Source organism: Pseudomonas sp. PS02288 (genome assembly GCF_029959715.1).
GTDB lineage: Bacteria > Pseudomonadota > Gammaproteobacteria > Pseudomonadales > Pseudomonadaceae > Pseudomonas_O > Pseudomonas_O kuykendallii.
Map to the genome: position 1 here is coordinate 17418 of NZ_JASCPA010000022.1, position 25378 is coordinate 42795.

General features: G+C 68.4%; 25 protein-coding genes. 11 read left to right on the top strand and 14 right to left on the bottom strand.

Translation table 11 applies throughout. The features are described 5' to 3' along the window. Positions 1 to 20 precede the first annotated feature (20 nt). Positions 21 to 1034, bottom strand: coding sequence for a zinc-binding alcohol dehydrogenase family protein (locus QMX85_RS10945; RefSeq protein WP_282340776.1), 1014 nt, complete (start codon positions 1032 to 1034; stop codon positions 21 to 23). A gap of 103 nt (positions 1035 to 1137) precedes the next feature. On the opposite strand from QMX85_RS10945, the gene QMX85_RS10950 reads away from it, so the two are divergent. The 3 genes from QMX85_RS10950 to QMX85_RS10960 all read left to right on the top strand — a co-directional run bounded on the left by QMX85_RS10950 (position 1138) and on the right by QMX85_RS10960 (position 3062). Further along, positions 1138 to 2055 (top strand): LysR family transcriptional regulator, encoded by a 918-nt coding sequence (locus tag QMX85_RS10950; protein WP_282340778.1) that lies wholly within the window; start codon positions 1138 to 1140, stop codon positions 2053 to 2055. A gap of 58 nt (positions 2056 to 2113) precedes the next feature. Next, entirely contained in the window at positions 2114 to 2500 is a 387-nt protein-coding gene (locus QMX85_RS10955; protein ID WP_282340780.1) for a DUF2946 family protein, read from the top strand. Between the two features lie 79 nt (positions 2501 to 2579). Continuing rightward, a complete protein-coding gene (locus tag QMX85_RS10960) occupies positions 2580 to 3062 on the top strand; it encodes a copper chaperone PCu(A)C (RefSeq protein WP_282340782.1) in 483 nt (160 codons plus the stop codon). Between the two features lie 83 nt (positions 3063 to 3145). On the opposite strand, the gene QMX85_RS10965 is transcribed toward QMX85_RS10960, so the two are convergent. The 3 genes from QMX85_RS10965 to QMX85_RS10975 form a co-directional block, all read right to left on the bottom strand. After that, entirely contained in the window at positions 3146 to 4093 is a 948-nt protein-coding gene (locus QMX85_RS10965; protein ID WP_282340783.1) for an adenosine deaminase, read from the bottom strand. A 103-nt stretch (positions 4094 to 4196) separates the two neighbouring features. Then, entirely contained in the window at positions 4197 to 5168 is a 972-nt protein-coding gene (locus tag QMX85_RS10970) for a 2-oxoglutarate and iron-dependent oxygenase domain-containing protein (RefSeq protein ID WP_282340785.1), read from the bottom strand. Between the two features lie 342 nt (positions 5169 to 5510). Then, on the bottom strand, positions 5511 to 6593 hold the full coding sequence (locus QMX85_RS10975; protein ID WP_282340786.1) for a BMP family ABC transporter substrate-binding protein: 1083 nt from the start codon (positions 6591 to 6593) through the stop codon (positions 5511 to 5513). A gap of 221 nt (positions 6594 to 6814) precedes the next feature. Between QMX85_RS10975 and QMX85_RS10980 the strand changes: the two genes are divergently transcribed. Then, positions 6815 to 7906 carry a calcium:proton antiporter gene (locus tag QMX85_RS10980; protein WP_090225389.1) on the top strand — a complete coding sequence of 364 codons (1092 nt, stop codon included), beginning with the start codon at positions 6815 to 6817 and terminating at the stop codon, positions 7904 to 7906. A gap of 25 nt (positions 7907 to 7931) precedes the next feature. On the opposite strand, the gene QMX85_RS10985 is transcribed toward QMX85_RS10980, so the two are convergent. Together QMX85_RS10985 and QMX85_RS10990 are read right to left on the bottom strand one after the other, a co-directional pair. Continuing rightward, positions 7932 to 8915, bottom strand: coding sequence for an aromatic ring-hydroxylating dioxygenase subunit alpha (locus QMX85_RS10985; protein ID WP_282340788.1), 984 nt, complete (start codon positions 8913 to 8915; stop codon positions 7932 to 7934). Further along, positions 8912 to 9988: a BMP family ABC transporter substrate-binding protein gene (locus tag QMX85_RS10990; RefSeq protein ID WP_282340790.1), complete on the bottom strand. Its 1077-nt coding sequence runs from the start codon at positions 9986 to 9988 to the stop codon at positions 8912 to 8914. Before QMX85_RS10990 ends, QMX85_RS10985 begins: the two co-directional genes overlap by 4 nt. Positions 9989 to 10167: 179 nt before the next feature. Between QMX85_RS10990 and QMX85_RS10995 the strand changes: the two genes are divergently transcribed. The 6 genes from QMX85_RS10995 (at position 10168) to QMX85_RS11020 (ending at position 15662) form a co-directional block, all read left to right on the top strand. Then, on the top strand, positions 10168 to 11001 hold the full coding sequence (locus QMX85_RS10995) for a helix-turn-helix domain-containing protein (protein WP_282340791.1): 834 nt from the start codon (positions 10168 to 10170) through the stop codon (positions 10999 to 11001). Positions 11002 to 11264: 263 nt separating this feature from the next. Next, positions 11265 to 12239 (top strand): efflux RND transporter periplasmic adaptor subunit, encoded by a 975-nt coding sequence (locus QMX85_RS11000; RefSeq protein WP_282340792.1) that lies wholly within the window; start codon positions 11265 to 11267, stop codon positions 12237 to 12239. Further along, positions 12218 to 13393 (top strand): ABC transporter permease, encoded by a 1176-nt coding sequence (locus QMX85_RS11005; RefSeq protein ID WP_282340794.1) that lies wholly within the window; start codon positions 12218 to 12220, stop codon positions 13391 to 13393. The genes QMX85_RS11000 and QMX85_RS11005 overlap by 22 nt, the downstream gene beginning before the upstream one ends. A gap of 10 nt (positions 13394 to 13403) precedes the next feature. After that, positions 13404 to 14540: an ABC transporter permease gene (locus QMX85_RS11010; RefSeq protein WP_090225397.1), complete on the top strand. Its 1137-nt coding sequence runs from the start codon at positions 13404 to 13406 to the stop codon at positions 14538 to 14540. Positions 14541 to 14577: 37 nt separating this feature from the next. Further along, positions 14578 to 15138, top strand: coding sequence for a chromate transporter (locus QMX85_RS11015; RefSeq protein WP_282340795.1), 561 nt, complete (start codon positions 14578 to 14580; stop codon positions 15136 to 15138). Continuing rightward, a complete protein-coding gene (locus QMX85_RS11020; protein WP_282340797.1) occupies positions 15135 to 15662 on the top strand; it encodes a chromate transporter in 528 nt (175 codons plus the stop codon). The genes QMX85_RS11015 and QMX85_RS11020 overlap by 4 nt, the downstream gene beginning before the upstream one ends. A 216-nt stretch (positions 15663 to 15878) precedes the next feature. On the opposite strand, the gene QMX85_RS11025 is transcribed toward QMX85_RS11020, so the two are convergent. From QMX85_RS11025 to QMX85_RS11035, 3 genes are all read right to left on the bottom strand, one after another. Beyond that, positions 15879 to 17234: an 8-oxoguanine deaminase gene (locus tag QMX85_RS11025; RefSeq protein WP_282340799.1), complete on the bottom strand. Its 1356-nt coding sequence runs from the start codon at positions 17232 to 17234 to the stop codon at positions 15879 to 15881. Between the two features lie 136 nt (positions 17235 to 17370). After that, entirely contained in the window at positions 17371 to 19161 is a 1791-nt protein-coding gene (locus QMX85_RS11030) for a SulP family inorganic anion transporter (RefSeq protein WP_282340854.1), read from the bottom strand. Positions 19162 to 19235: 74 nt separating this feature from the next. Beyond that, positions 19236 to 19601, bottom strand: a complete 366-nt coding sequence (locus QMX85_RS11035; RefSeq protein WP_282340801.1) for a MerR family DNA-binding protein — start codon at positions 19599 to 19601, stop codon at positions 19236 to 19238. Between the two features lie 81 nt (positions 19602 to 19682). On the opposite strand from QMX85_RS11035, the gene QMX85_RS11040 reads away from it, so the two are divergent. Further along, positions 19683 to 20087, top strand: a complete 405-nt coding sequence (locus QMX85_RS11040) for a hypothetical protein (RefSeq protein ID WP_282340803.1) — start codon at positions 19683 to 19685, stop codon at positions 20085 to 20087. A gap of 198 nt (positions 20088 to 20285) precedes the next feature. Here QMX85_RS11040 and QMX85_RS11045 read toward each other — a convergent pair whose 3' ends face one another. From QMX85_RS11045 to QMX85_RS11065, 5 genes are all read right to left on the bottom strand, one after another. Continuing rightward, complete coding sequence (locus QMX85_RS11045; protein WP_282340805.1) at positions 20286 to 21212, bottom strand: ABC transporter permease; 927 nt, start codon at positions 21210 to 21212, stop codon at positions 20286 to 20288. A 40-nt stretch (positions 21213 to 21252) separates the two neighbouring features. After that, positions 21253 to 22350, bottom strand: a complete 1098-nt coding sequence (locus QMX85_RS11050) for an ABC transporter permease (RefSeq protein WP_282340807.1) — start codon at positions 22348 to 22350, stop codon at positions 21253 to 21255. Between the two features lie 12 nt (positions 22351 to 22362). Continuing rightward, positions 22363 to 23904: an ABC transporter ATP-binding protein gene (locus tag QMX85_RS11055; protein WP_282340809.1), complete on the bottom strand. Its 1542-nt coding sequence runs from the start codon at positions 23902 to 23904 to the stop codon at positions 22363 to 22365. Between the two features lie 236 nt (positions 23905 to 24140). Next, the gene (locus QMX85_RS11060) at positions 24141 to 24608 is read right to left on the bottom strand and encodes a nucleoside deaminase (protein ID WP_282340811.1); all 468 of its coding nucleotides are present in this window, start codon (positions 24606 to 24608) and stop codon (positions 24141 to 24143) included. Between the two features lies 1 nt (position 24609). Continuing rightward, the gene (locus QMX85_RS11065) at positions 24610 to 25377 is read right to left on the bottom strand and encodes an ABC transporter permease (RefSeq protein ID WP_282340813.1); all 768 of its coding nucleotides are present in this window, start codon (positions 25375 to 25377) and stop codon (positions 24610 to 24612) included. Between the last annotated feature and the right edge of the window lies 1 nt (position 25378).

Here is a 25378-nt window from a genome sequence, read left to right on the forward strand (position 1 = left end):
GCCGCTCTCCACCGTGGCCCTCAGAAGCCTTCCAGCACGATCTTGCCCACCGACCTGTTGCTCTCCAGCAGGGCATGGGCGCGGCGCAGGTTGGCGGCGTCGATGCGGCCGAAATGCTCGCCGACGGTGGTGCGCAGCACGCCCGAGTCGAGCAGCCCGGAAACCCGCTCGAGAAGCCTGTGCTGCTCGATCATGTCGTCGGTCTGGAACAGCGAGCGGGTGTACATGAACTCCCAGTGCAGCGACAGGCTCTTGCGCTTGAGCTGGCGGATGTCCAGCGATTCCGGGTCGTCGATCAGCGCCAGCTTGCCCTGCGGGGCGAGCGCTTCGACGATCTGCGCCAGGTGCTGGTCGGTGTGGGTCAGGCTGGCGACGTGGGTGACCTGGCCGACGCCGATGCGCTGGAGCTCTTCGGCCAGCGGCTTGCTGTGGTCGATGACGTGGTGCGCGCCGAGGCTCTTCACCCATTCCTGGGTTTGCGGCCGCGAGGCGCTGCCGATCACCGTCAGCCCGGTAAGCCTGGCGGCCAGCTGGGTGAGGATCGAACCGACGCCACCGCTGGCACCGACGATCAACAGGCTCTGCCCGCGCGAGGCCTCGCCCTCGGCGATCTGCAAACGCTCGAAGAGCAGTTCCCAGGCGGTGATCGCGGTCAGCGGCAGCGCCGCGCTCTGGGCGAAGTCCAGCGACCGCGGGCGGTGCCCGACCAGGCGTTCGTCGACCCGGTGCAGCTCGCTGTTGGCGCCCGGGCGGTCCAGCGCGCCGGCGTAGAACACTTCGTCGCCAACCTTGAACAGGCTGACCTCGGCACCGACCGCCCTGACCACGCCGGCCGCATCCCAGCCGAGCACCTTGGGCTGGCCCGCCTCGGGCTGCACGTTGCGGCGGATCTTGGTATCCACCGGGTTCACCGAGATCGCCCGCACCTCCACCAGCAGGTCGCGCGGGCCGGGCGTGGGCTCGGGCAGCTCGATGTCCTGCAGCGATTGCGGATCGTCGATGGGCAGCGACTGGGTGTAGGCGATGGCTTTCATGAGGGTTCTCCCGTGAGGTTTTTCGAAGTGAAGGCATGCTCGCCTATTTTCGGGATTGTAAAAACCCGGTAGGAATAAAGTCTGTTTCAACGTGGAATTGAAAATGCTTCGTCTGGATGACTTGCAGGTGTTCGTCCGTACCGCCGAGCTGGGCAGTTTGTTCGCCGCCGCGCGGCTGCTCGATCTGTCGCCGGCTGTGGCCAGCGCCGCGCTCAAGCGCCTGGAGCAGGAGCTGGCCAGCCGGCTATTCACCCGCTCCACCCGCAGCCTGCGGCTGACCGCGGAAGGCGAGCAGTACCTCGTGTTCGCCCGCAACGCGCTGCAGAACCTCGCCGAGGGGCGTGACCTGTTGCTCAGCGGGCGCGCCGAGATCGGCGGCCTGCTGCAGCTCTCGGCGCCTTCCGACCTCGGGCGCAACCTGCTGTTGCCCTGGCTCGACACCTTCCAGCGGGCGCATCCGCAGCTGCAACTGCGCCTGCTGCTGGGCGACCGCAATGCCGACCTGTTCCGCCAGCCGGTGGACATCGCCCTGCGCTACGGCGCGCCGGAGGATTCCAGTCTGGTCGCGCTGCCGGTGGCGCCGGGCAACCGCCGGGTGCTCTGCGCGTCGCCCGAGTACCTGGCCGCGCACGGCGAGCCGCGTCGCCTGGAGGACCTCGGCGCACACAACTGCCTGCTCTACATGATCGCCGGGCGGCTGCACGACCGCTGGAGCTTCAGCGATGGCCGCCGCGAACGCGGCGTGACGGTGAGCGGCGACCGCAGCAGCGACGATGCCGACGTGGTGCGCCGCTGGGCGCTGGCCGGGCGCGGGCTGGTCTACAAGTCCTGGCTGGATGTCGCCGCCGACGTTCAGGCCGGCCGGCTGCGTGTGCTGCTTTCGGGCATGCCGGGCGACGCGGCGCCGCTGAACCTGATCTGCGCGCACCGCGCCCAGCTCAACCGTGCGGTGCACCTGCTGCGCGAGCACGTGGCGCGGCACTGCCAGGCGCTGCTGGCCAACGCGCCCTTCGCGGCGTGAGTGCGGAGCCTGCGGCAGGTCATTTGCCGCTTTCGGGTCGGGTGGTAGAGTCGCCGGCATGACCTTCTCCCGCCGCCATTCCGCGTCGCTGCTCGGGGCGCTGCTGTTCAGCGTTCTGCTCGGCGCATTCGCCAGCAGCCTGCACCGTGGGCAGATGAGCGGCTTCGACCTCGCCGGCGTCGGTGGCGGCTTCTGTTCGGCGCTGGGTAACTCCGGCGCAGCGCTGAAGGAAGGCGGCGACCGTTCGACGCCCCTGCTCGCCGATCTGCAATGCCCACTTTGCTCGGCCGGCGACAGCCCTTCGGCGTCGGGCAGCCTCTGGCGCCTGGTCGCCCCCGCGGCTGTGGACGTCACGTCCTCCGCCATCCCCCCGCGCACGTCGGCCGCGCCGCGCGATGTCTGGCCCTCGGCCAATCCGCGCGCCTCCCCGCTCTTCCTCGGCTGATTACCTGCTGACCGCGCAGCGCCGCTGCGACCGCGATCCGCGCCACAAGGCGCCCGTTTTCCGATTTCGAGGATTCACCATGCTGAAGAAAGCTCTCCTGCTGGCCACGCTCTGTGCCTGCGCCCTGAACGCCGCCGCCCATGAATACGAGGTCGGCCAGTTGCACATCGACCACCCGTGGTCGCGCGCGATGCCGCCGGTGGCGCCGACCATCGCCGCCTATTTCGTGGTGCACAACAAAGGCAAGACCGCCGACCGCCTGCTCGGCGCCGACACCCCGATCGCCGCCCGCGCCGAACTGCACGAGCACGTGCACGGCGCGGACGGGATGATGAAGATGCAGCAGGTGCAGGCCGTGGACGTGCCGGTCGGTGGCGAAGCCCGCTTCGCTCCCGGCGGCTACCACGTGATGCTCTTCGAGCTGAACAAGCATCCGGCGCTGGGCGAGCGCTTCCCGCTGACGCTGCACTTCGAAAAGGCCGGCGACGTGCAGGTCGAGGTGGCGGTTCAGGCGGATGCGCCGGCGGCGGGGATGAAGATGGACGGCGAGCACAAGCACTGAGTCGCAGCGCCGTTCGGTGCCCTTGGTGCGCACGGCGCACCCTACGGGTGTTGTAGGGTGCGCCGCGCGCACCGCTGGCGGGGTTACGCCAGGCGCGCGTCCAGGCTGTTCTGCGCCAGGCGCCTGGCCTGGTCCTGGGTCATGCCGAGGCTCTCGTGCAGGGCCTGGAAGTTCTCCGTGACGTAGCCGCCGAAGTAGGCCGGGTCGTCCGAATTCACCGTCACCTTCACGCCGCGCTCGAGCAACTCGAGGATGTTGTGTTGGCTCATGTCGTCGAACACGCAGAGCTTGGTGTTGGACAGCGGGCACACGGTGAGCGGAATCTGATCGTCGATCAGTCTCTCGATCAGTTTCGGGTCTTCCGCGGCGCGCACGCCGTGGTCGATACGGCTGACCTTGAGCAGGTCCAGCGCTTCCCAGATGTATTCGGGCGGGCCTTCCTCTCCGGCATGAGCGACGGTGAGGAAGCCCTCGGCGCGGGCGCGGTCGAACACGCGGCGGAACTTGCTCGGCGGATGGCCGACTTCGGAGCTGTCCAGGCCGACGGCGACGAAGGCGTCGCGGAACGGCAGGGCCTGGTCGAGGGTGGCCTGGGCTTCGTCCTCGCTCAGGTGCCGCAGGAAGCTGAGGATCAGCCCGCTGCTGATGCCCAGCTTGTCGCGACCGTCCTTGAGCGCGCCGGCGATGCCGTCGAGCACCACCTCGAAGGGCACGCCACGGTCGGTGTGGGTCTGCGGGTCGAAGAAGGGTTCGGTGTGGATGACGTTCTGCGCCTTGCACTTTTCCAGGTAGGCCCAGGTCAGGTCGTAGAAGTCCTGTTCATGGCGCAGCACGTTGGCGCCCTGGTAGTAGAGGTCGAGGAACTCCTGCAGGTTGTTGAACGCGTAGGCGCCACGCAGGCTTTCCACGTCGCCCCAGGGCAGCGCGATCTTGTTGCGCTCGGCCAGGGCGAAGAGCAGCTCGGGCTCCAGCGAACCCTCAAGATGCAGGTGCAGTTCGGCCTTGGGCAGGGCGTTCAGCCAGTCGTACATGGGGGGCTCTCTCAGGCGGTTTTTGCCAGTTTACCAACCGAGGCGCGGTAAAGGGCCGCGCCGTGGTGGTCCGGGAGCGCGGCGACGCTCCCGGAGATCGCCGTCAGACGGCTTCGGCTTCCAGCTCGCGACGGTAGGCGTAGGTCGCGGCGAAGCGCGACAGCAGCCATTCGGCGCAGGTAGTCGTCGGGTACTTCGGCGGGTTGCTGGCGTCGGAGCAGTTCGGCAAGCAGGCGACCACCGTGTCCGGGTGCGGCTCGGCGAAGAACGGCATCGAGTAGCGGTGCACGCCCAGCGGGCTGATCACCCGGTGCGGGGTCGACTTGTAACGGTCGTTGCTCCAGCGCGCCATCATGTCGCCGATGTTGATCACGAAGGTGCCCTCGACGTAGGGCGCGTCGATCCATTCGCCGTCGACGTTCTGCACCTGCAGGCCGCCGGCCGGGTCCTGATAGAGCACCGTCACGCAGCCGTAGTCGGTGTGCGCGCCGGCGCCCTGCTGGTCGGGGCTGGTGGCGGTCTGGCGCGGCGGGTAGTGGATCACGCGGAAGGCGCTGACCGGCTGCTCGAAGCGCTTGTCGAAGAAGTCGCGCTCGATGTCCAGGGCCATGGCGATGGCGCGCAGCAGGGTCTTGGCCAGGTCCTGCATGTCGTTGTAATGCTGCTCGAACAGCTCGCGCCAGCCGTCCTGCTGCGGGTGACGGTTGGTTCCGCGCAGCGGTTTGCCGGCCAGCACGTCGGGATGCGACGCGGGCAGGTCGAGGCCCATGTCGAAGGTTTCCTTGAGGTCGCTGGGCAGTGCCGGGTCGAGCTGCTCGGTGGCGATGGCCCCGTAGCCGCGGTGGTGGCTGGTCTGCGTGATGTCGATCTTCAGCTTCTCTTCCAGCGGGCTCTCGAAGAAGGTCCGGGCGGCGGTGAGCAGCGCTTCGATGCGCTCGGCCGGGATCGGATGGCCCTTGATATAGAGGAATCCGAAGTCGCGGCAGGCGGCGTCGATCTGCTGGGCGACGTCGGCCCAGGCGCTTTCGTCCGGACCGTAGAGGGGGCTGATGTCGATGATCGGGAGTGAGTTCATGTGTGCTCCGAAAAGCGGGTGCTGCGAGTCTTCTCGTACCGGGCAGCGATTTGAGGTCGGACGGAATGGTCCGGCCCCTGTGTGCGGTTCTCCCCGTCGACGAGGAGGGACGGCACGACTTCTGGCGATTTTCGCAAGTTTGGCCTCGTCATTCGCGAGGCATCAATCGATTCCGACGAGGCGCCGGGCGGCGGCATGGCCTTCCCGGACGCGCGCCGCGCGTGGCGGCTGGCGTTTCCTCGACGTGAAGCGTGAAGCGTGAAGCGTGAACGGTGCGCGGAACGCCGGGTGGCGCCGCGCGCGGTAATCGTGCCTGGCCGCCCCGGTCGGCCAGGCGGGGGCTTACTTCGGTAGCTCGGCCTTGATGCCTTGCACGTAGAAGTTCATGCCGGCGAGGTCGGCATTGCTGGCGGTGACGCCGGCGGGAATGCGCACGGTGCCGGCCTGGTCCTTGATCGGACCGGTGAACGGGTGGAAGGAACCGTCCTTGATGTTGGCGATGATGGTTTCGGCTTCGGCTTTCACGTCGGCCGGCACCAGGTCGCTGATCGGCAGCTCGATGGTGTCGTCATGCAGGCCGCCCCAGAAGTCCTCGGATTTCCAGGTGCCGTCCATGACCGCCTGGGTTTCCTTGATGTAGTAGGGCGCCCAGTTGTTGACGATGGAGGTCAGCACGGCTTTCGGGCCGAAGTGGGCCATGTCCGACGCGTAGCCGATGGAGTAGACGCCACGACGCTCGGCGGCCTGGATCGGCGCGGGGCTGTCGGTGTGCTGGAAGATCACGTCGGCGCCCTGGTCGATGAGGGCGTTGGCGGCGTCGGCTTCCTTGCCCGGATCGAACCAGGAGTTGACCCACACGACCTTGATTTCGGTGCCGGGGTTGTACTTGTCCAACGCCAGCTGGATCGAGTTGATGTCGCGGATGACTTCCGGAATCGGCATCGAGGCGACGTAGCCGACGACCTTGCTCTTGGTCATCTTGGCGGCGAGGAAACCGCCGACGTAGCGGCCTTCATAGGAGCGCGACAGGTAGGTGCCGAGGTTCTTGTCCTGCTTGTAGCCGGTGGCGTGATCGAACACCACTTTGGGGAACTGCTTGGCAACCTTGGCGGTCGGGTTCATGTAGCCGAACGAGGTGGTGAAGATCAGGTCGTAACCGCCTTTGGCCATGTTGCGGATGACGCGTTCGGCGTCGGCGCCTTCGGCGACGTTCTCGACGAAGCTGGTCTCGACCTTGTCGCCGAATTTCTCGGCGACCGCGCGGCGGCCCAGTTCGTGTTGGTAGGTCCAGCCGTGGTCTCCAACCGGGCCGACGTAGACGAAGCCGACCTTCAGCGGATCGGAGGCGTAGGCCCCGAGTGTGGCGCTGAATCCGAGGGCGGCGACGAGTGCGCGCAGCATGGTTTTCTTCGACTTCTTCTGCATGATGGGTGAGGCTCCTTGTTCGTATGTTTTGCGTGTCGGCCCTGGGGCTGCCGGATGATTGCAAAAAGCTGACCAACTAGACAAATAACCCGGCGGCGCCGTTAGCGCGCCCGCGAACCCGGCCTCGCGCGAAGCGCGATGGGCCGGGCTGGTGCATGGGAAGCACAGGCCGCCATGCACTGGTGCGTGGCGATCATCGATCAACAAGGATTCCGGCCACCATGCTTGCGCTGCTCCGAGACGAGAAACTGACCCTGCTGGCGATCGTCGCCACGATTGCCGCCTACGCCCTGGAAGGCACGCTGCTGGACGCCGGTCGCAGCAGCGCGCTGATCACCGCCGGCGTGCTGATCGGCGCCATCGTCTGCGCCTCGATGCGCGTCGCCCACCACGCCGAAGTGCTCGCGGAAAAGGTCGGCGATCCCTACGGCACGATGATCCTGACGCTCTCCGCGGTGCTCGTCGAGGTGGTGATCCTGGCCATCCTGATGAGCCACGAGCCGTCGCCGACGCTGGTGCGCGACACCATCTACGCGGCGGTGATGCTCGACCTCAACGGCATCCTCGGTCTGGCCGCGCTGCTCGGCGGCTTCAAGCACGGCGAGCAACCGTACAACGACGATTCCGCGCGTACCTACAGCGTGATGATCCTCACCGCCATGGGCATCTCCATGGTGGTGCCGGAGTTCATTCCCAGCGAGAAGTGGCACCTCTACTCGATCTTCACCATCGGCGCGATGCTGGTGCTCTACGGCGTGTTCCTGCGCATGCAGGTCGGCGCGCACAGCTACTTCTTCAGCTACAGCTACCCGGAGAAGAAGGTGCGCAAGGGCGGCGCCGCCGAACACCCCGCCGGTGGCAGCCGCAGCCTGTCGATCGCGATGCTCTGCGTGGGCGTCGTGGTGATCGGCGCCCTCGCCGAGGTGATGTCCAAGGCGCTGAGCACCGGCCTGGAGGGCAGCGGCGCGCCGCCGGTGATCGCCGCGATCCTGGTGGCGGCGATCTCCGCCAGCCCGGAAATTCTCACGGCCCTGCGCGCCGCGCTGGCCAACCGCATGCAGTCGGTGGTCAACATCGCCCTCGGCGCCTCGTTGTCGACGGTGATCCTCACCGTGCCGGTGATGGAGGCCATGGCGCTGTACACCGGCCAGCCGTTCGAGATGGCGATGACGCCGGTGCAGACGGTGATGGTGCTCATCACCCTGATCGTCGCGGCGATCAACCTCAACGATGGCGAGACCAACGCCATCGAGGGCATGACCCACTTCGTGCTGTTCGCCACCTTCATCATGCTGTCGCTGCTGGGGCTTTGAACGCTCGGGCCGCGTGCGGCGGTCGTCAGCAGACGCCATAGCCGATCTGCAGGCGCTTCAGGTGCCGCCGGTACTGGATGCTGCTGAGGTCCGCCGGCTGGCTGACTTCCAGCGTGGTATGCAGCGGCAACCGCACCGGCCGCTGCGACTCGAGGATCGGCACGTCTTCCTGCAGGATGCTCCGGTTGAAGGCGATCACGTCCGCCTCGCTCACCGCCTCGACGTAGTCGTAGCTCAGGTGCATGCGCAACTGGCTGCGCTCCTCGTCCAGCGGCACCACGAACAGGCGGATCACGTCGGAGGCGCGGGCGCCGTCCGCGCCCTTCTTGTGCAGCACCGCGCTGGTCAGGGCGATCAGCTCGTAGTCGTAGAGCACCTCCGACGGACCTTGCGCCTGCAGGTTGCCCTGGCGCTGGATCACCCGGCAGTCGCGGGCGATGAAGCCGTCGTCATGGGTTTCGAGGCGGTACGCGGCGATTTCCCCGTCGTCGCCGGCGCCCAGGGTGCCGGGGTGGACGAAGCCGAAGTGCGCCATGTCGAGGAAGTTCTCGATCACTCGGTAGGCATTCGCCGCCACCGTGGTTTCGCAGACCAGCAGGCTGCGGTAGGCCGGATCGCCGACCTCCGGCAGGCGCGGCGGCGGTCGCCGCGGCGTGCCCGGGCAGACCCACAGGCAGCCGTCCTGCTCGAGGCAGTGGAAGCTGCGTACCCGGGCCTGCTCCGACGGTTCGCGGCCGGGGTGCGCGGGGTAGTGGCGACAGCGGCCGGCGGCGTCGAACTGCCAGCCGTGGTACGGGCAGGCCAGGCTCTCGCCGCTTACCGCGCCGAGCGACAGCGCGGCGCCGCGGTGCGGGCACTGGTCGAGCCAGGCGCGCGCCTCGTGCTCGCCACGCCAGAGCACGACCGGCAGGCCGAGCAACTGATAGCGGCGCGCCTGCTGTGGGGCCAGCTCGTCACTTATGGCCAGCATGTACCACTGGTCGAAGGCATTGTCCGCGCGTGCGCTCATTGCAGGCTCCCGGTCACGCCTTCGACGAAGTAGTTCATCCTGGCCAGTTCGGCGTGACCGAGGGTGACGCCGGCGGCGACCACCTCCTTGCCGCCCTGATCGCGGAGCGGGCCGACGAAGACGTCGCGGCGGCGTTCGCGCAGCTGTTCGAGCATGGCGTTGGCATCGTCCTGCGCGGCCTGCGGGATCGCGGCGTTGAACGGCGAAAGGGTTACCACGTCATCGGCCACGTCGCCCCAGTAGTCGCCGCTCTTGAAGGTTCCGGCGGCGATCGCCCGGACCTGCTGACGAAAGTACGGCGCCCAGTTTTGCACGATGGCGGTGAGCTGCCCCTTCGGGCCGAAGCTGCTCATGTCCGAGCCGTAGCCGACGCTGTAGACCCCGGCGCGCTCCGCGGCCATCACCACTGACGCACTGTCGTTGTGCGCGGTGAGCACGTCGGCACCCTGGCCGATCAGCAGCTGCGCCGCCTCCATCTCCTTCTGCGGGTCGTCCCAGGTGTTGACCCAGACCACGCGCAGGGTCGCCTGCGGGTTGACCGTGCGCATACCGAGGAGGAAGGCGTTGACCTCGCGGATCACCTCCGGCAACGGGTAGCTGCCGACGTAGGCGGCGATACCGGTCTTGCTCATGTGGCCGGCGAGGATGCCGGCGATGAAGCGGCCCTGGTAGGTGGCGGCCAGGTAGTTGCCGACGTTGGGCGCCTGCTTGTAGCAGGAGGCGCAGAGGTAGATCACGTCGGGATTCTGCTTGGCCGCCTGCATCAGCGGGTTCATGAAGTTGAACGAGGCACCGACGATCACCTGGCTGCCCTGGCGTGCCAATTGGCGCAGCACGCTCTGCGCGTCGCTGTTGCCGCTGACCTTTTCCACATAGCCGGTCTTCAGCGTGGGTATTTCCCGCTGCAGCGTCTGCCGGGCGAGTTCATGGCCGTGCACCCAGCCCACCGGATTGCTTGCCAGGCCGCTGTAGACGAAATCCATCTTCAGCGGCGCCGCGCTCTCGGCCAGGGCGTGGCCCGCCAGCAGCAGGGGGAGGAGGGCGAGGGCGGTTCTGATTCTTCTGTTTTTCATGGGGCACCGGGCACGTCGATCAAGGTGGCCCGACACTAGGAAGTGCCCGGGGAACGGACAATCCGTCGCAGGCCGATTGCCCGGCTGCAGCCAAGAGCGTGTTCATACCAGTCAATTTCCGTTACTGGCACGCAACTTGATCGGCTGATCGGCAAAAAGCCGACGAGGCCATGCGTGCGATGAAATTGTTCACCGAAGACCAGCTGTTTCGTTTCGGCGAAACCACCTACGAGCGCGGCGGCAGTTACGGCCCGTTGCGCGGCCCCTATCTGTGGCTGGCGATGATCGACGCCGGGCGCAGCCGCCTGGACATCGACGGCCGGTGCGTCGAGCTGAACGCCGGCCAGGCCTGCCTGGTGTATTGCCGCGAGAAGGTGCTGCAGCGCTTTCCCGGCGATCTGCACTGCCATGCGAGCTGGTGCGAGACCGGCGAATTCCTCGACACCCCGGACAACCAGCGCCTGCTGCAACGCAGCTTCGGCGCCTTCGACGCCAGTGCGCGGCTGAAATCGCTGCTGGGCATGGGCCTGGAGCTGGAGAAGGAGCAGCCGGGCCAGGCCGAGGCGCTGCGCGACGTGCTGGCGAAGGGCGTGTTCTACGAGTGTTTCCGCCAGCTCGGCCTGCTGCCGGAGCGCGCCGGCGCGCTGCACCGCTCGGTGGCACGGGCGAAGAGCTACATCGAGCGGCACTACGCGGCGCCCTGCAACCTCGACGAGATCGCCGCCTACGCCTGCCTCAGTGCCCAGCACCTGAGCCGGCTGTTCAACGAGCAACTGGGCATGCCGCCGATGCAGTACCTCTGGCAGGTACGCCTGAACAGCGCCGAGGAACTGCTGATCCAGTCGACCCGCAGCATGGCCGACATCGCCTATCAGTGCGGCTTCAAGAGTCCCTGCCACTTTTCCCGGATGGTCCGCGAGCACTTCGGACACAGCCCGCGCGAGCTGCGCCGGCGGTGCTGGGCGCGGATGCCGGCGCTGTACAGGGGCGAGGCGCGCGACGTCCACTTCTAGGAGCCGGCCTCACAAGATGCGACAGATGACCGCAGTGGCGGGTTGGGGTAGTTTGGCGCTCGATGAGCGTGTTTCGAGGAACCGTGAGTTTGGATGCATCGCGGTCGGGCTGGCCCATGACGCCCGTCTGACCGGGTGCCGGCTGGTCGCCATCGGCGCCGCCAGCTTGCTCGTCAGTGCCACCCGCCTGCCGCCGCTTTGGCTATCGTGGTCTTGCAGGCAACATGCCTACCCCTCGTCCGCAGGCTCAAGGAATCCGCTCAATGAAAGGATGGAAACTCTTCGCGCCGCTGCTGTTGCTCTGCATCGTCGGCATCACCCTTTACCTGCGCTTGCACCGCGAGCCGCTGCTGCTGCAGGGCGAAGCCGACGCCATCAGCGTCGTGGTGTCCTCCAAGGCCCACGGCCGCGTCGCCACCCTCCACGTGCAGCGCGGCGACGACGTGAAGCAGGGCGACCTGCTGGTGAGCATTTCCAGCCCTGAGATCGAGGCCCAGGTCGCCGGCCTGGAGGCGGCGCGCGCCGAGGCCCAGGCGCAGGTCCAGGAGTCCGACAACGGCACCCGCGAGGAAGACCTGCGGGTGCTGCGCGCCGGGGTTTCGGAGGCGGAAACCACGCTGCGCAACGCCGAGCGCGACTTCCAGCGGCTCTCCGAACTCGCGTCGAAGGGGTTCTACCCGGCCAGCCAGCTGGACGACGCGCGGCGCCAGCGCGACGTCGCCCGCGAGCAGGTCAACAGCGCCCGCGCCAACCTCGCCAAGGGCGAAAGCGGCGATCGCGACGAGCGCCGCGAGGCGCTGTCCGCCGCGCTGGCCGGCGCCGAGGCACAGCTGCAGCAGCTTCAGGCGCAGGCCGACGACCTGCAGGTGCGCGCCCCGGTGGACGGCGAGGTCGGTTCGATCCCCGCCGAGCAGGGCACCCTGGTGAATGCCTACAGCCCGTTGCTGACCCTGGTGCGCCTGTCGCAGAGCTACTTCGTCTTCAACCTGCGCGAGGACATCCTCGCCGGGGTGCGCAAGGGCGACCTCGTCGCCCTGCGGGTGCCGGCGCTGGGCGACCGCGAGGTGCAGGCCAAGGTCGGCTACATCGCGCCCCTGGGCGACTTCGCCACCAAGCGCGCGACCCGCGCCACCGGCGACTTCGACCTCAAGACCTTCGAAGTGCGGCTGTACCCCGAACAACCGGTCGAAGGGCTGCGCCCGGGGATGAGCGCGCTGTGGCACTGGTCGACCAACTGAAGCGCGACGCCTGGCGCTTCGTCCAGGCGTTCAACACCGAGACCCGGCTGGCGACGCGCAGCTGGACCATCCACTGGCTCGGGTGGATCTGGCCGCTGCTGCTGTTCGTGGTGATCAGCGGCATCTACAAGGCCGGCACCCTGCAGGACATGCCCGTGTCGGTGGTCGACGAGGACCACAGCAGCCTGTCGCGGCAGCTGTTGCGCCAGCTCGACGCCGGCCCCCATGCGCAGCTGGTGACCCAGACCGCCGGGCTGCCGGAGGCGCTGCGGCACATGCAGGCAGCCGATCAGTACGGCCTGCTCTACGTCCCGCGTGATTTCGAGAAGGACGTGCTCGCCGGGCGCCGCCCGAGCGTGCAGTTCTATTACAACTCGCTGTTCTACGCCGCCGGCTTCTACTCGACGCAGGACTTCGGTGGCCTCGCCGCGCTGCTCGACCAGCAGGTGCGCCCGGTGCTCGCCGCCGGCATGGGCAAGCCGGTGCCGAGCCTGGCCAGCGTCAGCGTGAGCTTCGAGAGCCTCTACAACGCCAGCGGCAACTACATCTACTACCAGCAGTTCGCCGCCATCGTGCACCTGCTGCAGTTGTTCGTGATCATCGCCACCATCCATGTGCTCGCCCGCGAGGCGCCCGAGCTGCGCGCCAGCTCGCCGCACATTCTGCGTGCCAAGGCGCTCGGCGTGCGCCTGCTGGGCAAGCTGGCGCCCTACACGCTGCTGTTCTCGACGCTGCTGATGGTCGAGCTGTTCCTGCTGGTGGTGCTCAACGGCGCGGTGATCAAGGGCAGCGTCGGCTGGATGCTGGCGATCACCCTCTGCTACGTCGTCGCCGCGCAGGCGATCGGGCTGCTGCTGTTCATCTTCACCGCCAACCGCTTTTCCGCCTACTCGCTGGTGGGCATGCTGATCGGCATCGCGCAGACCTATTCGGGCGTGCTCATCCCGACCCTGGCGATGCCGCTGCCGGCCCAGGCGATCAGCTACCTCGAGCCGCTGACCCACTGCCTGAACGGGCTGTTCGACCAGTTCCTCCGCGAGGCGCCGGCCAACTCGGGCGCCTACGCCTGCCTCAAGCTGTCGCTGTATCCGCTGGTCACCTACATGATCGCCAAGCAGCGGCTGCGCAAGCGCCTCGATTTCAGTCCGGCGTAGCGAGGAGCCCATGGAAAACTTCTGGAACGTCCTGCGGCAGAGTCTGAAGAACATGCTGGGCAAGCCGCTCTGGCTGCTGCTGGTGCTCACCGTGTGCTTCGCCTCCACGCCCTACCTGGGGCGCACCATCGACGACCTGCCGGTGGCGGTGATCGACATGGACCACAGCAGCGCCAGCCGCGAACTGGCGCGGATGCTCGACGCGGCGCCGAAGATCGGCGTGCGCGCCTATGCCGACCTGCCCGCGGCGCAGGCCGACCTGGCCTGGCGCCAGCTCTTCGCGGTGATCGTCATCCCGGTGGATTTCGAGAAGCGCCTGCTGCGCGGCGAACAGCTGGTGGTCCCGGTGTTCGGCGACGCCACCAACCGCATCGCCAACGGGCAGATTCAGCAGGACATCAGCGCCACCTACAACCAACTGCTGCGCGACCACAACGGCGAGCTGCTCGCGCGCAGCGGTTTTTCCGCGGTGCAGACGCAGACCCTGCTCGATCCGCTGGTGGCGCGCCTGGTCGATCTGTACAACCCCGGCGCCAGCTTCGCCGCCATCGTCCTGCCGGGGCTGGTCACGCTGATCCTGCAGCACGGCCTACTGCTGTCGAGCACGCGGGTCAGCCTCAACCTGCGTGGCGGTACGCCACGCTCGCTGCGTCAGCCGCTGTCCACCCGGCTGGGACGCTACGCGGCGCAGTTGCTGATCTGGATCGTCCTGGCGATGCTGCTCTACGTGATCTGGCCGTACATCTTCGGCTTCCGCCAGACCTCGCCGTTCTGGGCGCTGCTGGGCATCGTCCTGCCATTCCTGCTGGCGGTGCTGGCGTTCAGCGAGTTCCTCGCCGAACTGCTGCCCTCGGAGGAGGCGGTGTACCTGACGCTCACTTTCGTCACCCTGCCGCTGTTCTACCTCGCCGGCTACACCTGGCCGCCGCAGGCGATGCCCGACTGGGTGCTGCTGCTGGCCAACGCGATTCCGTCGACCTGGACCATCCGCGCGGTGGCGGAAATGAACCAGATGGACCTGCCGCTGGGCGCCGTAGGCCCGCACATCCTGGTGCTGCTGGCGATGGCCGCGGGCTACGCGCTGCTCGGCACGCTGATCTACCAGTGGCGCAACTGGCGCACCGACCACAAGGCCGCGGCGGCGTGAGCGGCAGGCGGCCCGACCTTTATTGCGGAGACATCGCTTGAGCGAACCTGAACCCACCACGGCAACGCAGCGGCCGAGTTGCACCGCGCTGTTCCTCGGTTTTCTCGGCCTCGGCCTGACCTCCTTCGGCGGTGCCCTGCCGCTGGCGCGCCGCGCCCTGGTGGAGCGCCGGCGCTGGCTCGGCGAGGAGGCGTTCACCGAGCTGCTCGGGCTCTGCCAGTTCCTGCCCGGCGGCAACATCATCAACCTCTCGGTGGCCGTGGGCGCGCGCTTCCAGGGCGTCGCCGGGGCGCTGGCTGCGCTGCTCGGGCTGGTGGCCGGGCCTACGGCCATCGTCATCGGCCTCGGCGTGATCTACGAGCGCTTCCACGACGACCCGCACATCCGCCACCTGTTCGCCGGGCTCGCCGCGGCCGCGGCCGGGCTGATGGTGTCGATGGCGGTGAAGATGGCCAGGCCGCTGCGCGGCCAGCCGGTGGCCATCGGCGTCGCGTTGCTGGCCTTCGTCGCGCTCGGCGTGCTGCAGTTGCCGCTGCTGGGGGTGATGCTGGTGCTGACGCCGTTGAGCGTGCTGATTGCCGCGGGGCGCGGCCGGTGAGCGAGACGCTGCTTGCCCTGGCGATCATCTTCACCCAGCTCTCGCTGCTGGCCTTCGGTGGCGGCAACACGGTGCTGCCGGAGATGCAGCGGCAGGTGGTGGACGTGCATCACTGGATGTCCGCCGCCGACTTCGGTGCGCTGTTCGCCCTGGCCCGCGCGGCGCCGGGACCGAACATGATGGTGGTGCCGCTGATCGGCTGGCATGTCGCCGGCTGGAGCGGAATGCTGGTGGCCTCGCTGGCCAAGTTCATCCCCTCGTCGCTGCTGATCCTGTTCGTCCTGCACCTGTGGCAGCGCTTCAGGGATCACCCCTGGCGCCGCCACGTACAGGCCGGCCTGCTGCCGGTGACCATCGGCCTGGTCGCCGCCAGTGCGCTGCTGCTGGTGCAGGCCACGGCGACCAGCTGGCTGCTGTTCGCCATCGCGCTGATGGTGGCGCTGTTCGACGTCTTCACCCGCGTCCACCCGCTGTGGCTGCTGGCCGCCGGCGCGCTGGCGGGGTTGCTGCTGGGCAGCGGGTAAGGCGCGACCAACCGTAGGGTGGATCGCGCTTCATCGATCCACCAGGCGGTGTGGCGGTGGATGAAAAGAGCGTCATCCACCCTACGCAAGCGGGTTGGTGCTTTGTAGGGTGGATCGCGCTTCATCGATCCACCGGGCGCCGTAACGGTGGATGAAAACGGCGTCATCCCCCTACGGCGCCTGGACCAGGGGCTGCCCCGCCATCGGGCGGCCGCTTCAGCCGGCGATCAGTGCTCCGGCGGCTTTGCGGTGGCGGGCGATCAGCTGCGGCAGGTCGAGGCCTTCGACCTGGCCGTCGATCACCCGCCACTGGCCGCCAACCATCACCCGGTCGGCGCGGTCGGCGCCGCACAGCAGCAACGCCGAGAGCGGGTCGTGGCTGCCGGAGAAGCGCAGTTCGTCGAGCCTGAACAGCGCCAGGTCGGCCTGCTTGCCGACTGCCAGCTCACCGATGTCGTGGCGTCCGAGCAGCTTCGCCGAACCGCGCGTGGCCCAGCCCAGCGCCCGTTCCGGGGTTATCCGCTCGGCGCCGTAGCGCAGGCGCTGCAGGTACAGCGCTTGCTTGGCCTCGAGGATCATGTTGGAGGCGTCGTTGGAGGCCGAGCCGTCGACGCCCAGGCCGATCGGCGCGCCGGCCGCTTCCAGCTCCAGGGTCGGGCAGATGCCCGAGGCCAGGCGCATGTTCGAGCTCGGGCAATGGCAGATGCCGGTGCCGGCGGCGCCCAGGCGGGCGATCTCGTCCGGGTTGAAGTGGATGCCGTGGGCCAGCCAGGTGCGCGGGCCGAGCCAGCCGACGCTGTCCAGATAGTCCACGGTGCGCAGGCCGAAGCGCTGCAGGCAGAAGTCCTCCTCGTCCAGCGTCTCGGCGAGGTGGGTGTGCAGGCGCACGTCCTCGGCCTCCGCCAGCGCGGCGCTGGCGCTCATGATCTCGGTGGTCACCGAGAACGGCGAGCAGGGCGCCAGGGCGATCTGCACCCGGGCGCCGTCGCCGCGCTCGTGGTAGCGGCGGATCAGCCGCAGGCTGTCGTCGAGGATCACCTGGCCCTGCTGCACCGTCTGCTGCGGCGGCAGGCCGCCGTCCTTCTCGCCGAGGCTCATCGAGCCACGGGTGAGCACGGCGCGCATGCCCAGCGCGCGGACCGCCTCGACCTGCACGTCGATGGCCTCTTCCAGGCCGTCGGGGAACAGGTAGTGATGGTCCGCCGCGGTGGTGCAGCCGGAGAGCAGCAGCTCGGTCAGCGCCACGCTGCTGGCCACGGCGAGCTTTTCCGGCGTCAGCCGCGCCCACACCGGGTAGAGCGTCTTCAGCCAGGGGAACAGCGGCTGGTTGACCACCGGCGCCCAGGCGCGGGTGAGCGTCTGGTAGAAGTGATGGTGGGTGTTGATCAGCCCCGGCAGCACGACGTGCTCGCGGGCGTCGAAGACCTGCCCGCAGGGCGCGGCGGGCGCTTCCCCGGCGGCCAGCAGTTGCACGATGACGCCGTCCTCGATCACCAGGCCGCCGGCGGCGGTGGAGGTCGTGGCGGTGAACAGGGCGAGGGGGTTCTTGATCCAGATGCGGGTAGCAGCCATGGGCCGGCTCCTCTGACGTGTGGGTTCAGGTTAGCCAGCTCAGTTTTCCTGTCTGCTGATCCAGGTGCCTTCTTGATGGAGGGCGCGGCGAAGATAAGGGCTTCGCCGTGCGTTGTCATCCCTTGGCGGCGGCCTTTCACTCGCGGGCGATCAGCGGCGCGCCCGTGTCCGGGGCCTGCGCGGCGCGCTGCGCGCATTCGGTGAAGGCGCGCGCGTTGCAGGTGCGGCAGATCGCCGAGTCCAGGTGCGGGTAGATCGCCTTCAGCGCCTGGTCCTTGGAGGCGAACACATGGTCGCGGCCGAGGCGGCCGAGCAGCCCGCTGCGGGCGAACAGCTCCAGCACCGGCGCGCGCGGGCGGTGGAAGTACAGGTCGCCGCCCATGCTGCGGCGCTGCTTCAGTTCGTGTTCCCAGAGGTCGTTGCCGGCAAGGTCGATGAAATTCATGCTCTTGGTCATGAACAGCGCGTGCTTCTGCTGCGGGTGCCGGTCGCGGAACTGCTGCAGGTAGTCGCCGACGTGCGCGGCGGCGCCGAAGAAGATCGAACCTTCGATGCGCACCAGCTTGAGCTGCGGGCACTCCTCCGGCACCGGTTGCAGGTCTTCCAGCGGCGTGAAGCGGCGGCCCGGATCGTTCGGGTCGGGCAGCAGCACGCGCACCGCCGGATGCGCCGAGCGATACAGGTAGACCATCAGCGAGACCAGCGTGCCGAGCAGCACCGCGCGGTCCAGCGGGATGGTCAGGGTCGCCATGAAGGTCACCGCGGCCACCAGCGCCTCGCTGCGGCTGGTGCGCAGGACGTGCCGCCAGCGCGCGCCATCGACCAGGTTCCAGGCCACCAGCAGCAGCATCGCGGCGATCGCCGCCAGCGGAATCTGCGCGATCAGGGTGCCGCCGAAACTCACCAGCAGCACCAGCAGCAGTGCCGAGAACACCGCCGCCAGCGGCGTGCGCGCGCCGGCCTCGTAGCTGGGCAGCGAGCGGTTCAGCGAGCCGCAGGACACGTAGGAGGAGAAGAAGCCGCCGATGCCGTTGGCCAGGCCCTGGCCGATGAACTCGCGGTTGACGTCGATGCGCTGCCCGGAACGCTGCGCCAGTGCCTTGCTGATCGACAGCGACTGGCCCAGCGCGACCAGGGTCAGCGCGACGGCGATCGACGACAGGTTGGCCAGGTCGGTGAAGCTGACGTCCGGCAAATGGAACGGCGGCAGCGCCGAGGGCATCGCGCCCACCGTGCTGATGCCGGCGTGCAGGCCGGGCTTCAGCCAGTCGATGACGAACGCCGCGAGGCAGCCCGCCAGCAGGCCCGCCAGCATGTACGGCCAGCGCGGCCGCAGCCGGCGCAGCAGCAGGGTCGCGCCGAGCGAGAGCAGACCGATGCCCAGCGTCGGCCAGTGAATGGCGGTCGGGTGCTGGAGGATGTACTGCAGCAGGAAGTACGGCGAGCCGTCGCGCGGCAGCACGATGCCGAAGAAATCCTTGAGCGAGTACAGGCCGATCAGCACCGCCGCGCCGGACATGAACCCCAGCAGCACGGAGGGCGAGATGAAATTGGCCAGCGCGCCGAGGCGGAAGGCGCCCACCAGCAGTTGCAGCAGGCCGACCATCACCGTCACCGCCAGGGCCAGGTCGATGTACTGCGGCGAGCCGGCCGCCGCCAGCGGCGACAGCGCCGCGAACAGGGCGAGCGAGTTGGCGTTGTTCGGTCCTGTCACCACGTGCCGGCTGGAGCCGAACAGCGCCGCGATGATGCACGGCAGCACCGCGCCGTACACGCCGTACTGCGGCGGCAGCCCGGCCAGGGTGGCGAAGGCGACGCCCTGCGGCAGCGCCAGCACCGCGCCGAGCAGGCCGGCGCCGAGGTCCGGGCTCCAGCTGCTGCGGTTTACCGCGCGCAGCCAGGGGAACAGCTTGATCAGGCTTTCCAGGGTAGTGCCCTCGTCTGCGTCTGGCCGTCGTTGGCCTCGACTGTGGGAGCGGGTTGTTTGGCGATCGGGCGCATTCAGCCCGGCCCTTCGTCGCGGCCCAGCGGGCAGTCGTTGCCCAGGCGTGTCTGCAATTCCGCGCGCAGTTGCTGCAGCTCATCGATCTGCTGGTCGACCCGCGCCAGCTTGTCGCCGAGCAGGACGCGCACGGCGGCGTCCGGGTCGCTGGCGCTCTGCACGCCGGCCAGGTTGCTGCCGATCTCGGCCAGGCTGAAACCCAGGCGTTGCGCGGTCTTGATGTAGAGCACCAGCTCGCGGGCCTGCAGCGGGTAGTCGCGATAGCCGTTGGCGCTGCGGCGCGAACCGATCAGCCCGAGGCGTTCGTAGAAACGCAGGCTGTCGCGGCTCACCGCGGTGCTTTGCGCCAGTTCGCCGATGCGCATGGCGGGACTCCGGAAGAGGGCTTGACCCTGGAGCTTACTCCAGGCTCCAGGCTGCGCGCTCTTTCATCCGAGGATTCGCCCATGTGGAGCACGCAACACTATCGCCAGCTGGTTCGCGCCAGCGCCTGGTACGACCTGATCGTCAGCGCCGCCTTCGCCACGCCCTGGACCTTCGTCCTGCTGCACGGCGTTCTGGCGGCCATCGCCGCGCGTTTCGGGATTCCCGGCGAGCTGGGCGAATTCGGGCCTGTGCAGCTGCTGATGGCCAACCTGATGGGCTCGATCGTCTGCGTCTGGGCGGTGCTGCGCATCCGCGATCCGCAGGTGCGCCTGGGCCGCTACGACGCCGCCGGGCGGGTGCTGTTCGCCCTCTGGCAGGCCTACGCCCTGAGCCAGGGCGCGAGCCTGATCCTGCTGCCGTTCCTGCTCGCGGAGATCGCCTGGGGCGTGGCGCAGCTGCTGCCGCTGCGCACATCGAAGCCGTAGGGGCGCCGTGCGGCAGACCGCGGAAGGTGCGCATGGCGCACCCTACGACGGCAAGCCCCGTGGGGTGTGGACTCGAGGAGCGCAGCGACCATCCCATCGAGACCGGCAATCGACCCCACCCACATTTGCGTCGGGCGAAAATCCGTAGGGTGCGCCGCGCGCACCGGCAGAGCGCGGAAGGTGGAGTGGGCGACGCGGTCAGTGCCCGGCTTTCCACGGCTGGCCGAGGGAAACCGGCGCGTACAGGCGGGTCTTGATCGCATCGCGGGAGAGCACCACCAGCACCACGATGGTCGCCACGTAGGGCAGCATCGCCAGCAGGTTGCCGGGGATCGCCAGGCCAATGCCCTGGGCCACCAGGTGGAGGATGCTGGCGAGGCCGAACAGCCAGGCGCCGAGCACCACGCGGAACACCCGCCAACTGGCGAACACCACCAGCGCCAAGGCGATCCAGCCGCGTCCGGCGGTCATGTTCTCCGCCCACATCGGCGTGTAGGCGAGGGACATGTAGCCGCCGGCGAGGCCGGCCATGGCGCCGCCGAACATCACCGCCAGGGTGCGCACGCGCAGCACCGGCAGGCCCATGGCGCTGGCCGCGTTGGGGTTCTCGCCGACCGCCTGGATGATCAGGCCGGCACGACTCTTGAGGATCACCCAGGCGACCAGCGCGAACAGCGCGAAGGACAGATAGACCAGCAGGTCCTGGCCGAACAGCATGCGCCCGATCAGCGGGATTTCGCTGAGCAGCGGAATGGCCACCGGCTCGAAGCCGGCCAGCGGCTTGCCGACCCAGGCGGCACCGATGAACGACGACAGGCCGACGCCGAAGATGGTCAGCGCCAGGCCTGTGGCGACCTGGTTCGACGACAGGCCGAGGGCGACGAAGGCGAACAGCAGCGAGAGCAGCACACCCGCCAGGCAGGCGCACAGCACGCCGAGCCAGAGGCTGCCGCTGGAGAAGGCGACGATGAAGCCGATCACCGCGCCGAACAGCATCATGCCTTCCTGGCCGAGGTTGAGTACGCCGCTCTTCTCGCACACCAGCTCGCCGAGGGCGACCAGCAGCAGCGGCGTTCCGGTGCGCACCATGGCGTAGAAGATATTGGTCAGCAGGTCGATGTCCATGGTTACTCCGCGAGTTCGTAGGGGGCGACGGGCAGGCGCATCACGCGGCCGCCTTCTGCAGCGCCGCGCGCTTGGCCCATTTCAGCTTCAGCCGCGGGCGGTAGAGGATCAGCACGTCGCAGGCGAGCAGGAAGAACAGCACCATGCCCTGGAACAGCTGGGTGATCGATTGCGGCAGGTTGGCGGCCATCTGCGCGTTCTCGCCGCCGAGGTAGAGCAGGGCCATCAGCAGGCCGGCGAAGAGGATGCCGATCGGGTTCAGGCGGCCGAGGAAGGCCACGGTGATCGCCGCGTAGCCGTAGCCTGGCGACACCTGCGGCACCAGTTGGCCGATCGGCCCGGTGACCTCGCCGACCCCGGCCAGGCCGGCCAGGCCGCCGCTGATCAGCAGCGCCAGCCAGACCAGCCGGCGCTCGCGGAAACCGACGAAGCCGGCCGCGCGCTTGTCCAGGCCGAGCACCTTGATCTGGAAGCCGACGAAGCTCTTCTGCAGCAGCACCCAGACCGCCACCAGCGCCAGCAGGGCGAAGTAGAGGCCGGCGTGGACGCGGCCGTCCTCGAACACCGCCGGCAGCCGGCTGGCATCGCCGAAGGTCGCGGATTCCGGGAAGTTGAAGCCGGCCGGGTCCTTCAGCGGCCCGTGCACGAAGAACAGCAGCAGGTTCAGGGCGATGTAGTTGAGCATGATGGTGGTGAGGATTTCGTTGGCGTTGAAGCGCGTCCGCAGCCAAGCCGCCAGGCCGCCCCAGGCCGCGCCGGCGAGCGTGCCGGCGGCGAGTACCAGGGTCAGCGCCCAGCGGCTCTCCCAGTCGATGATGTGCACCGCCAGCGCGCTGCCGGCGAGGGCGCCGATCAACAGTTGGCCTTCGGCGCCGATGTTCCAGATGCGCGCCTGGTAGGCCACCGCCAGGCCGAGCGCGCAGAGCAGGATCGGCAGCGCCTTCACCAGCAGCTCGGAGACCCCGTAGAAGTCGGAGACCGGGTCGATCAGCAGCACCTTGAAGGTTTCCAGCGGCGGATGGCCGAGGATGGCGAACAGCAGGGTGCCGCTGGCCAGGGTCAGCACGCCGGCGAGCAGCGGCGACAGCCAGAGCATGGCGCGGGACTGGCGACCGCGAGGTTCTAGGGATAGCAACATGGGTCGGTCTCGTCAGGCGTGGGTTACGGGTTCGAATTCGCCGGCCATCCAGCGGCCGACTTCCACCGGCGTGGTCTGCGCGGTTTCTGCCAGCGGCGACAGGCGACCGCTGCACAGCGCCCCGATGCGGTCGCTGATCTGGAACAGTTCGTCGAGGTCTTCGGAGATCACCAGGATCGCCGCGCCGGCATCGCGCAGGGCGATCAGCGCGCGGTGGATCGCCGCTGCGGCGCCGACGTCGACGCCCCAGGTCGGGTGCGCCGCCACTAGCAGCTTCGGCTGCTGGAGGATTTCCCGGCCGAGGATGAACTTCTGCAGGTTGCCGCCGGACAGGCTGCGCGCCGTGGTGTGGGCGTCCGGGGTCTTCACCGCGTAGTCGGCGATGATCTTGTCGGCGAAGGCCATCACCTTGCCGTGGTTGATCATCCCGGCGCGGGTCAGGCCCATCTGGAAGCCGGTGAGCAGGGCGTTGTCGGCCAGGCTCATGTCCGGCACCGCGCCGTGGCCGAGGCGTTCGGCGGGGACGAAGGTCAGGCCGAGCTGGCGGCGCGCGTCGGGGTAGAGGTTGGCCACCGGCTGGTTGTCCAGGGTGATGCGCTCGCGTTCGGTGGAGGGCAGGCGTACCTCGCCGGAGAGCAGCGCCAGCAGTTCGTCCTGGCCGTTGCCGGCGACCCCGGCGATGCCGACGATCTCGCCGCTGCGCACTTCCAGGCGGCATTGCGCCAGGGAAGTGCCGAACGGGTCGGCGTTGTGCCAGTTGAGGTCGTCGACGCGCAGGCGGGTGAGGCCGCCGTGGACTTTCGGGTAGCTCGCTTCCAGGCCTTCCGCCGCGCCGACCATCAGTCGCGCCAGGTCCATGTCCGAGCACTCCGTCGGTACGCAGTGGCCGGACACCTTGCCGCCGCGCAGCACGGTGGCGCTCTGGCAGAGCGCGCGCACCTCGCCGAGCTTGTGGCTGATGAAGAGGATGCTGCAGCCCTCCGCCGCCAGGTGGCGCAGGGTGACGAACAGCTCGTCGGCTTCCTGCGGGGTGAGCACCGAGGTCGGCTCGTCGAGGATCAGCAGCTTGATGTCCTGCATCAGGCAGCGAACGATTTCCACCCGCTGGCGCTCGCCGATCGACAGGCTGTGCACCAGGCGGTGCGGCTCCAGGGCCATGCCGTAGCGCTGCGACACCTCGCGGATGCGCGGCTCCAGCTGCTTCGGCGTGCCGGCCGCGGCGCCCATCGCCAGGGCGATGTTCTCCGCCACGCTGAGCGTCTCGAACAGCGAGAAATGCTGGAACACCATGCCGATGCCGAGCCCGCGCGCCTGCGCCGGATCGCGCATCTTCAGCGGCTCGCCATGCCAGATGATCTCGCCTTCGTCCGGCTGGGTGACGCCGTAGATGATCTTCATCAGCGTGCTCTTGCCGGCACCGTTCTCGCCCAGCAACGCGCGGATCTCGCCGGGCTGGATGCTCAGCTCGACGCGGTCGTTGGCCAGGGTGCCGGGGTAGCGTTTGGTGATGCCACGCATCTGCAGGCGCGGGGTGGAAGCGGTGTCGAAGGACATGGCGTATCCAATGGGAAGCGGGATGGGCTTGTCGAAAGCAAAAACCTGGCCAGTGGGTCAAGTTTTGTCAAAAGGCCAGCAGAACGGTGCTCGGCGCACGCTTCTGCGGCGTCCGGCAAGCCTGGCCGGGAAGCCAGGCGGCTTTTCAGTGCAATAAGAAGGCCGACGCAAAGGTCGGCCACATGATAAGTCGTCGCACCATTGCGGAGCGAGACGTCGTCTTTCGGTGCGGCCGATCACCACACGCCGTCGTGCAGCTCCGCGCCCTCTTCCTCGAGCAGCGGGCCGATCACCTCGACCTTGCGCTGGCCGGCGTCGAACACCACGCGGCAGGGCAGGTCCAGCGTCGGATTTTCCGGGTGGTTGCCGGTGATGCGTTTCAGGCGCGCTTCGGAGAGGCCGTAGACCACGCGTCCCAGGCCCGCCCAGTAGGCCGCGCCGGCGCACATCGCGCAGGGTTCTGCGGAGGTGTACATGCTGCAGTTGGCGAGGAATTCCGGACTGTAGGTGGTGCTCGCGCGGGTCATCAGCACGCGTTCGGCGTGGCCGGTCATGTCGTGGTCGGGCAGGTAGGCGTTGCCCTGTTCCATCAGCACCTTGCCGTCGGCGTCGACCAGGATCGCGCCGAAGGGGTGGGTGCCGTTCTCATGGGCGCGACGGGCGACGTCGAAGCTTTTGCGCAGCAGGGTTTCGTGATCGGTCATGTCATGGGCTCTTCTTGGGCAGGCTCCAGGCGAACAGCAGGCGCTGCGCGAGGCCGACCAGCTGGAACAGGATCAGGCTGATCAGCACCAGCATCATCAGCGCGGCGAACGCCTGCGGGACCTGGAACAACGAGGTGGAGAAGTTGATGAAGTAGCCCAGGCCGTTCTCCGCGGCGACGAATTCGGCGACCACCGCACCGATCACCGCCAGGGTGATGGAGATGCGCAGGGCGGCGAAGATGTGCGGAATGGCGTAGGGCAGGCGGATGTTGCGGTATTCGCGCAGGCGGCTGGCGCCGAGCGACTGCGACAGTTCGATGAGCTCGGCCGGTGTCGCCTGCAGGCCGGTGACGGTGGACACCACGATCGGGAAGAAGGCGATCAGGAAGGTGATGAACACCCGTGGCAGGTCGCCGGCACCGAGCACCACGACGATGATCGGCGCCACCGCCACGATAGGCGTGGACTGCACCACCACCAGCAGCGGATAGAGCGTGCGCGACAGCGCCTTCGACGCTGACAGCGCGATCGCCAGCGGAATCCCGACCAGGATCGACAGCCCGTAGCCGAGCAGGCTGACCTTCAGCGTGGCGCCGATGTGCCCGGCCCAGGTGCCCGGCGCGACCTTGCCGGCGGCAGCGGCGATGGCGCTGGGCGAGGGCAGCACGAAGCCGGGAATGGCGAACAGCCGGCAGGCGGCTTCCCAGAGCGCGAGCAGGGCGATGAAGGCGCACAGCGGGGCGAGCCCGTCCTTCCAGCGTGCGCTCATC

Bases quoted from the DNA above. Each gene is read 5' to 3' on its own strand.
- QMX85_RS10945 (WP_282340776.1), bottom strand. From the start codon at position 1,034: ATGAAAGCCATCGCCTACACCCAGTCGCTGCCCATCGACGATCCGCAA.
- QMX85_RS10950 (WP_282340778.1), top strand. From the start codon at position 1,138: ATGCTTCGTCTGGATGACTTGCAGGTGTTCGTCCGTACCGCCGAGCTG.
- QMX85_RS10955 (WP_282340780.1), top strand. From the start codon at position 2,114: ATGACCTTCTCCCGCCGCCATTCCGCGTCGCTGCTCGGGGCGCTGCTG.
- QMX85_RS10960 (WP_282340782.1), top strand. From the start codon at position 2,580: ATGCTGAAGAAAGCTCTCCTGCTGGCCACGCTCTGTGCCTGCGCCCTG.
- QMX85_RS10965 (WP_282340783.1), bottom strand. From the start codon at position 4,093: ATGTACGACTGGCTGAACGCCCTGCCCAAGGCCGAACTGCACCTGCAT.
- QMX85_RS10970 (WP_282340785.1), bottom strand. From the start codon at position 5,168: ATGAACTCACTCCCGATCATCGACATCAGCCCCCTCTACGGTCCGGAC.
- QMX85_RS10975 (WP_282340786.1), bottom strand. From the start codon at position 6,593: ATGCAGAAGAAGTCGAAGAAAACCATGCTGCGCGCACTCGTCGCCGCC.
- QMX85_RS10980 (WP_090225389.1), top strand. From the start codon at position 6,815: ATGCTTGCGCTGCTCCGAGACGAGAAACTGACCCTGCTGGCGATCGTC.
- QMX85_RS10985 (WP_282340788.1), bottom strand. From the start codon at position 8,915: ATGAGCGCACGCGCGGACAATGCCTTCGACCAGTGGTACATGCTGGCC.
- QMX85_RS10990 (WP_282340790.1), bottom strand. From the start codon at position 9,988: ATGAAAAACAGAAGAATCAGAACCGCCCTCGCCCTCCTCCCCCTGCTG.
- QMX85_RS10995 (WP_282340791.1), top strand. From the start codon at position 10,168: ATGAAATTGTTCACCGAAGACCAGCTGTTTCGTTTCGGCGAAACCACC.
- QMX85_RS11000 (WP_282340792.1), top strand. From the start codon at position 11,265: ATGAAAGGATGGAAACTCTTCGCGCCGCTGCTGTTGCTCTGCATCGTC.
- QMX85_RS11010 (WP_090225397.1), top strand. From the start codon at position 13,404: ATGGAAAACTTCTGGAACGTCCTGCGGCAGAGTCTGAAGAACATGCTG.
- QMX85_RS11025 (WP_282340799.1), bottom strand. From the start codon at position 17,234: ATGGCTGCTACCCGCATCTGGATCAAGAACCCCCTCGCCCTGTTCACC.
- QMX85_RS11035 (WP_282340801.1), bottom strand. From the start codon at position 19,601: ATGCGCATCGGCGAACTGGCGCAAAGCACCGCGGTGAGCCGCGACAGC.
- QMX85_RS11040 (WP_282340803.1), top strand. From the start codon at position 19,683: ATGTGGAGCACGCAACACTATCGCCAGCTGGTTCGCGCCAGCGCCTGG.
- QMX85_RS11045 (WP_282340805.1), bottom strand. From the start codon at position 21,212: ATGGACATCGACCTGCTGACCAATATCTTCTACGCCATGGTGCGCACC.
- QMX85_RS11050 (WP_282340807.1), bottom strand. From the start codon at position 22,350: ATGTTGCTATCCCTAGAACCTCGCGGTCGCCAGTCCCGCGCCATGCTC.
- QMX85_RS11055 (WP_282340809.1), bottom strand. From the start codon at position 23,904: ATGTCCTTCGACACCGCTTCCACCCCGCGCCTGCAGATGCGTGGCATC.
- QMX85_RS11060 (WP_282340811.1), bottom strand. From the start codon at position 24,608: ATGACCGATCACGAAACCCTGCTGCGCAAAAGCTTCGACGTCGCCCGT.
- QMX85_RS11065 (WP_282340813.1), bottom strand. From the start codon at position 25,377: ATGAGCGCACGCTGGAAGGACGGGCTCGCCCCGCTGTGCGCCTTCATC.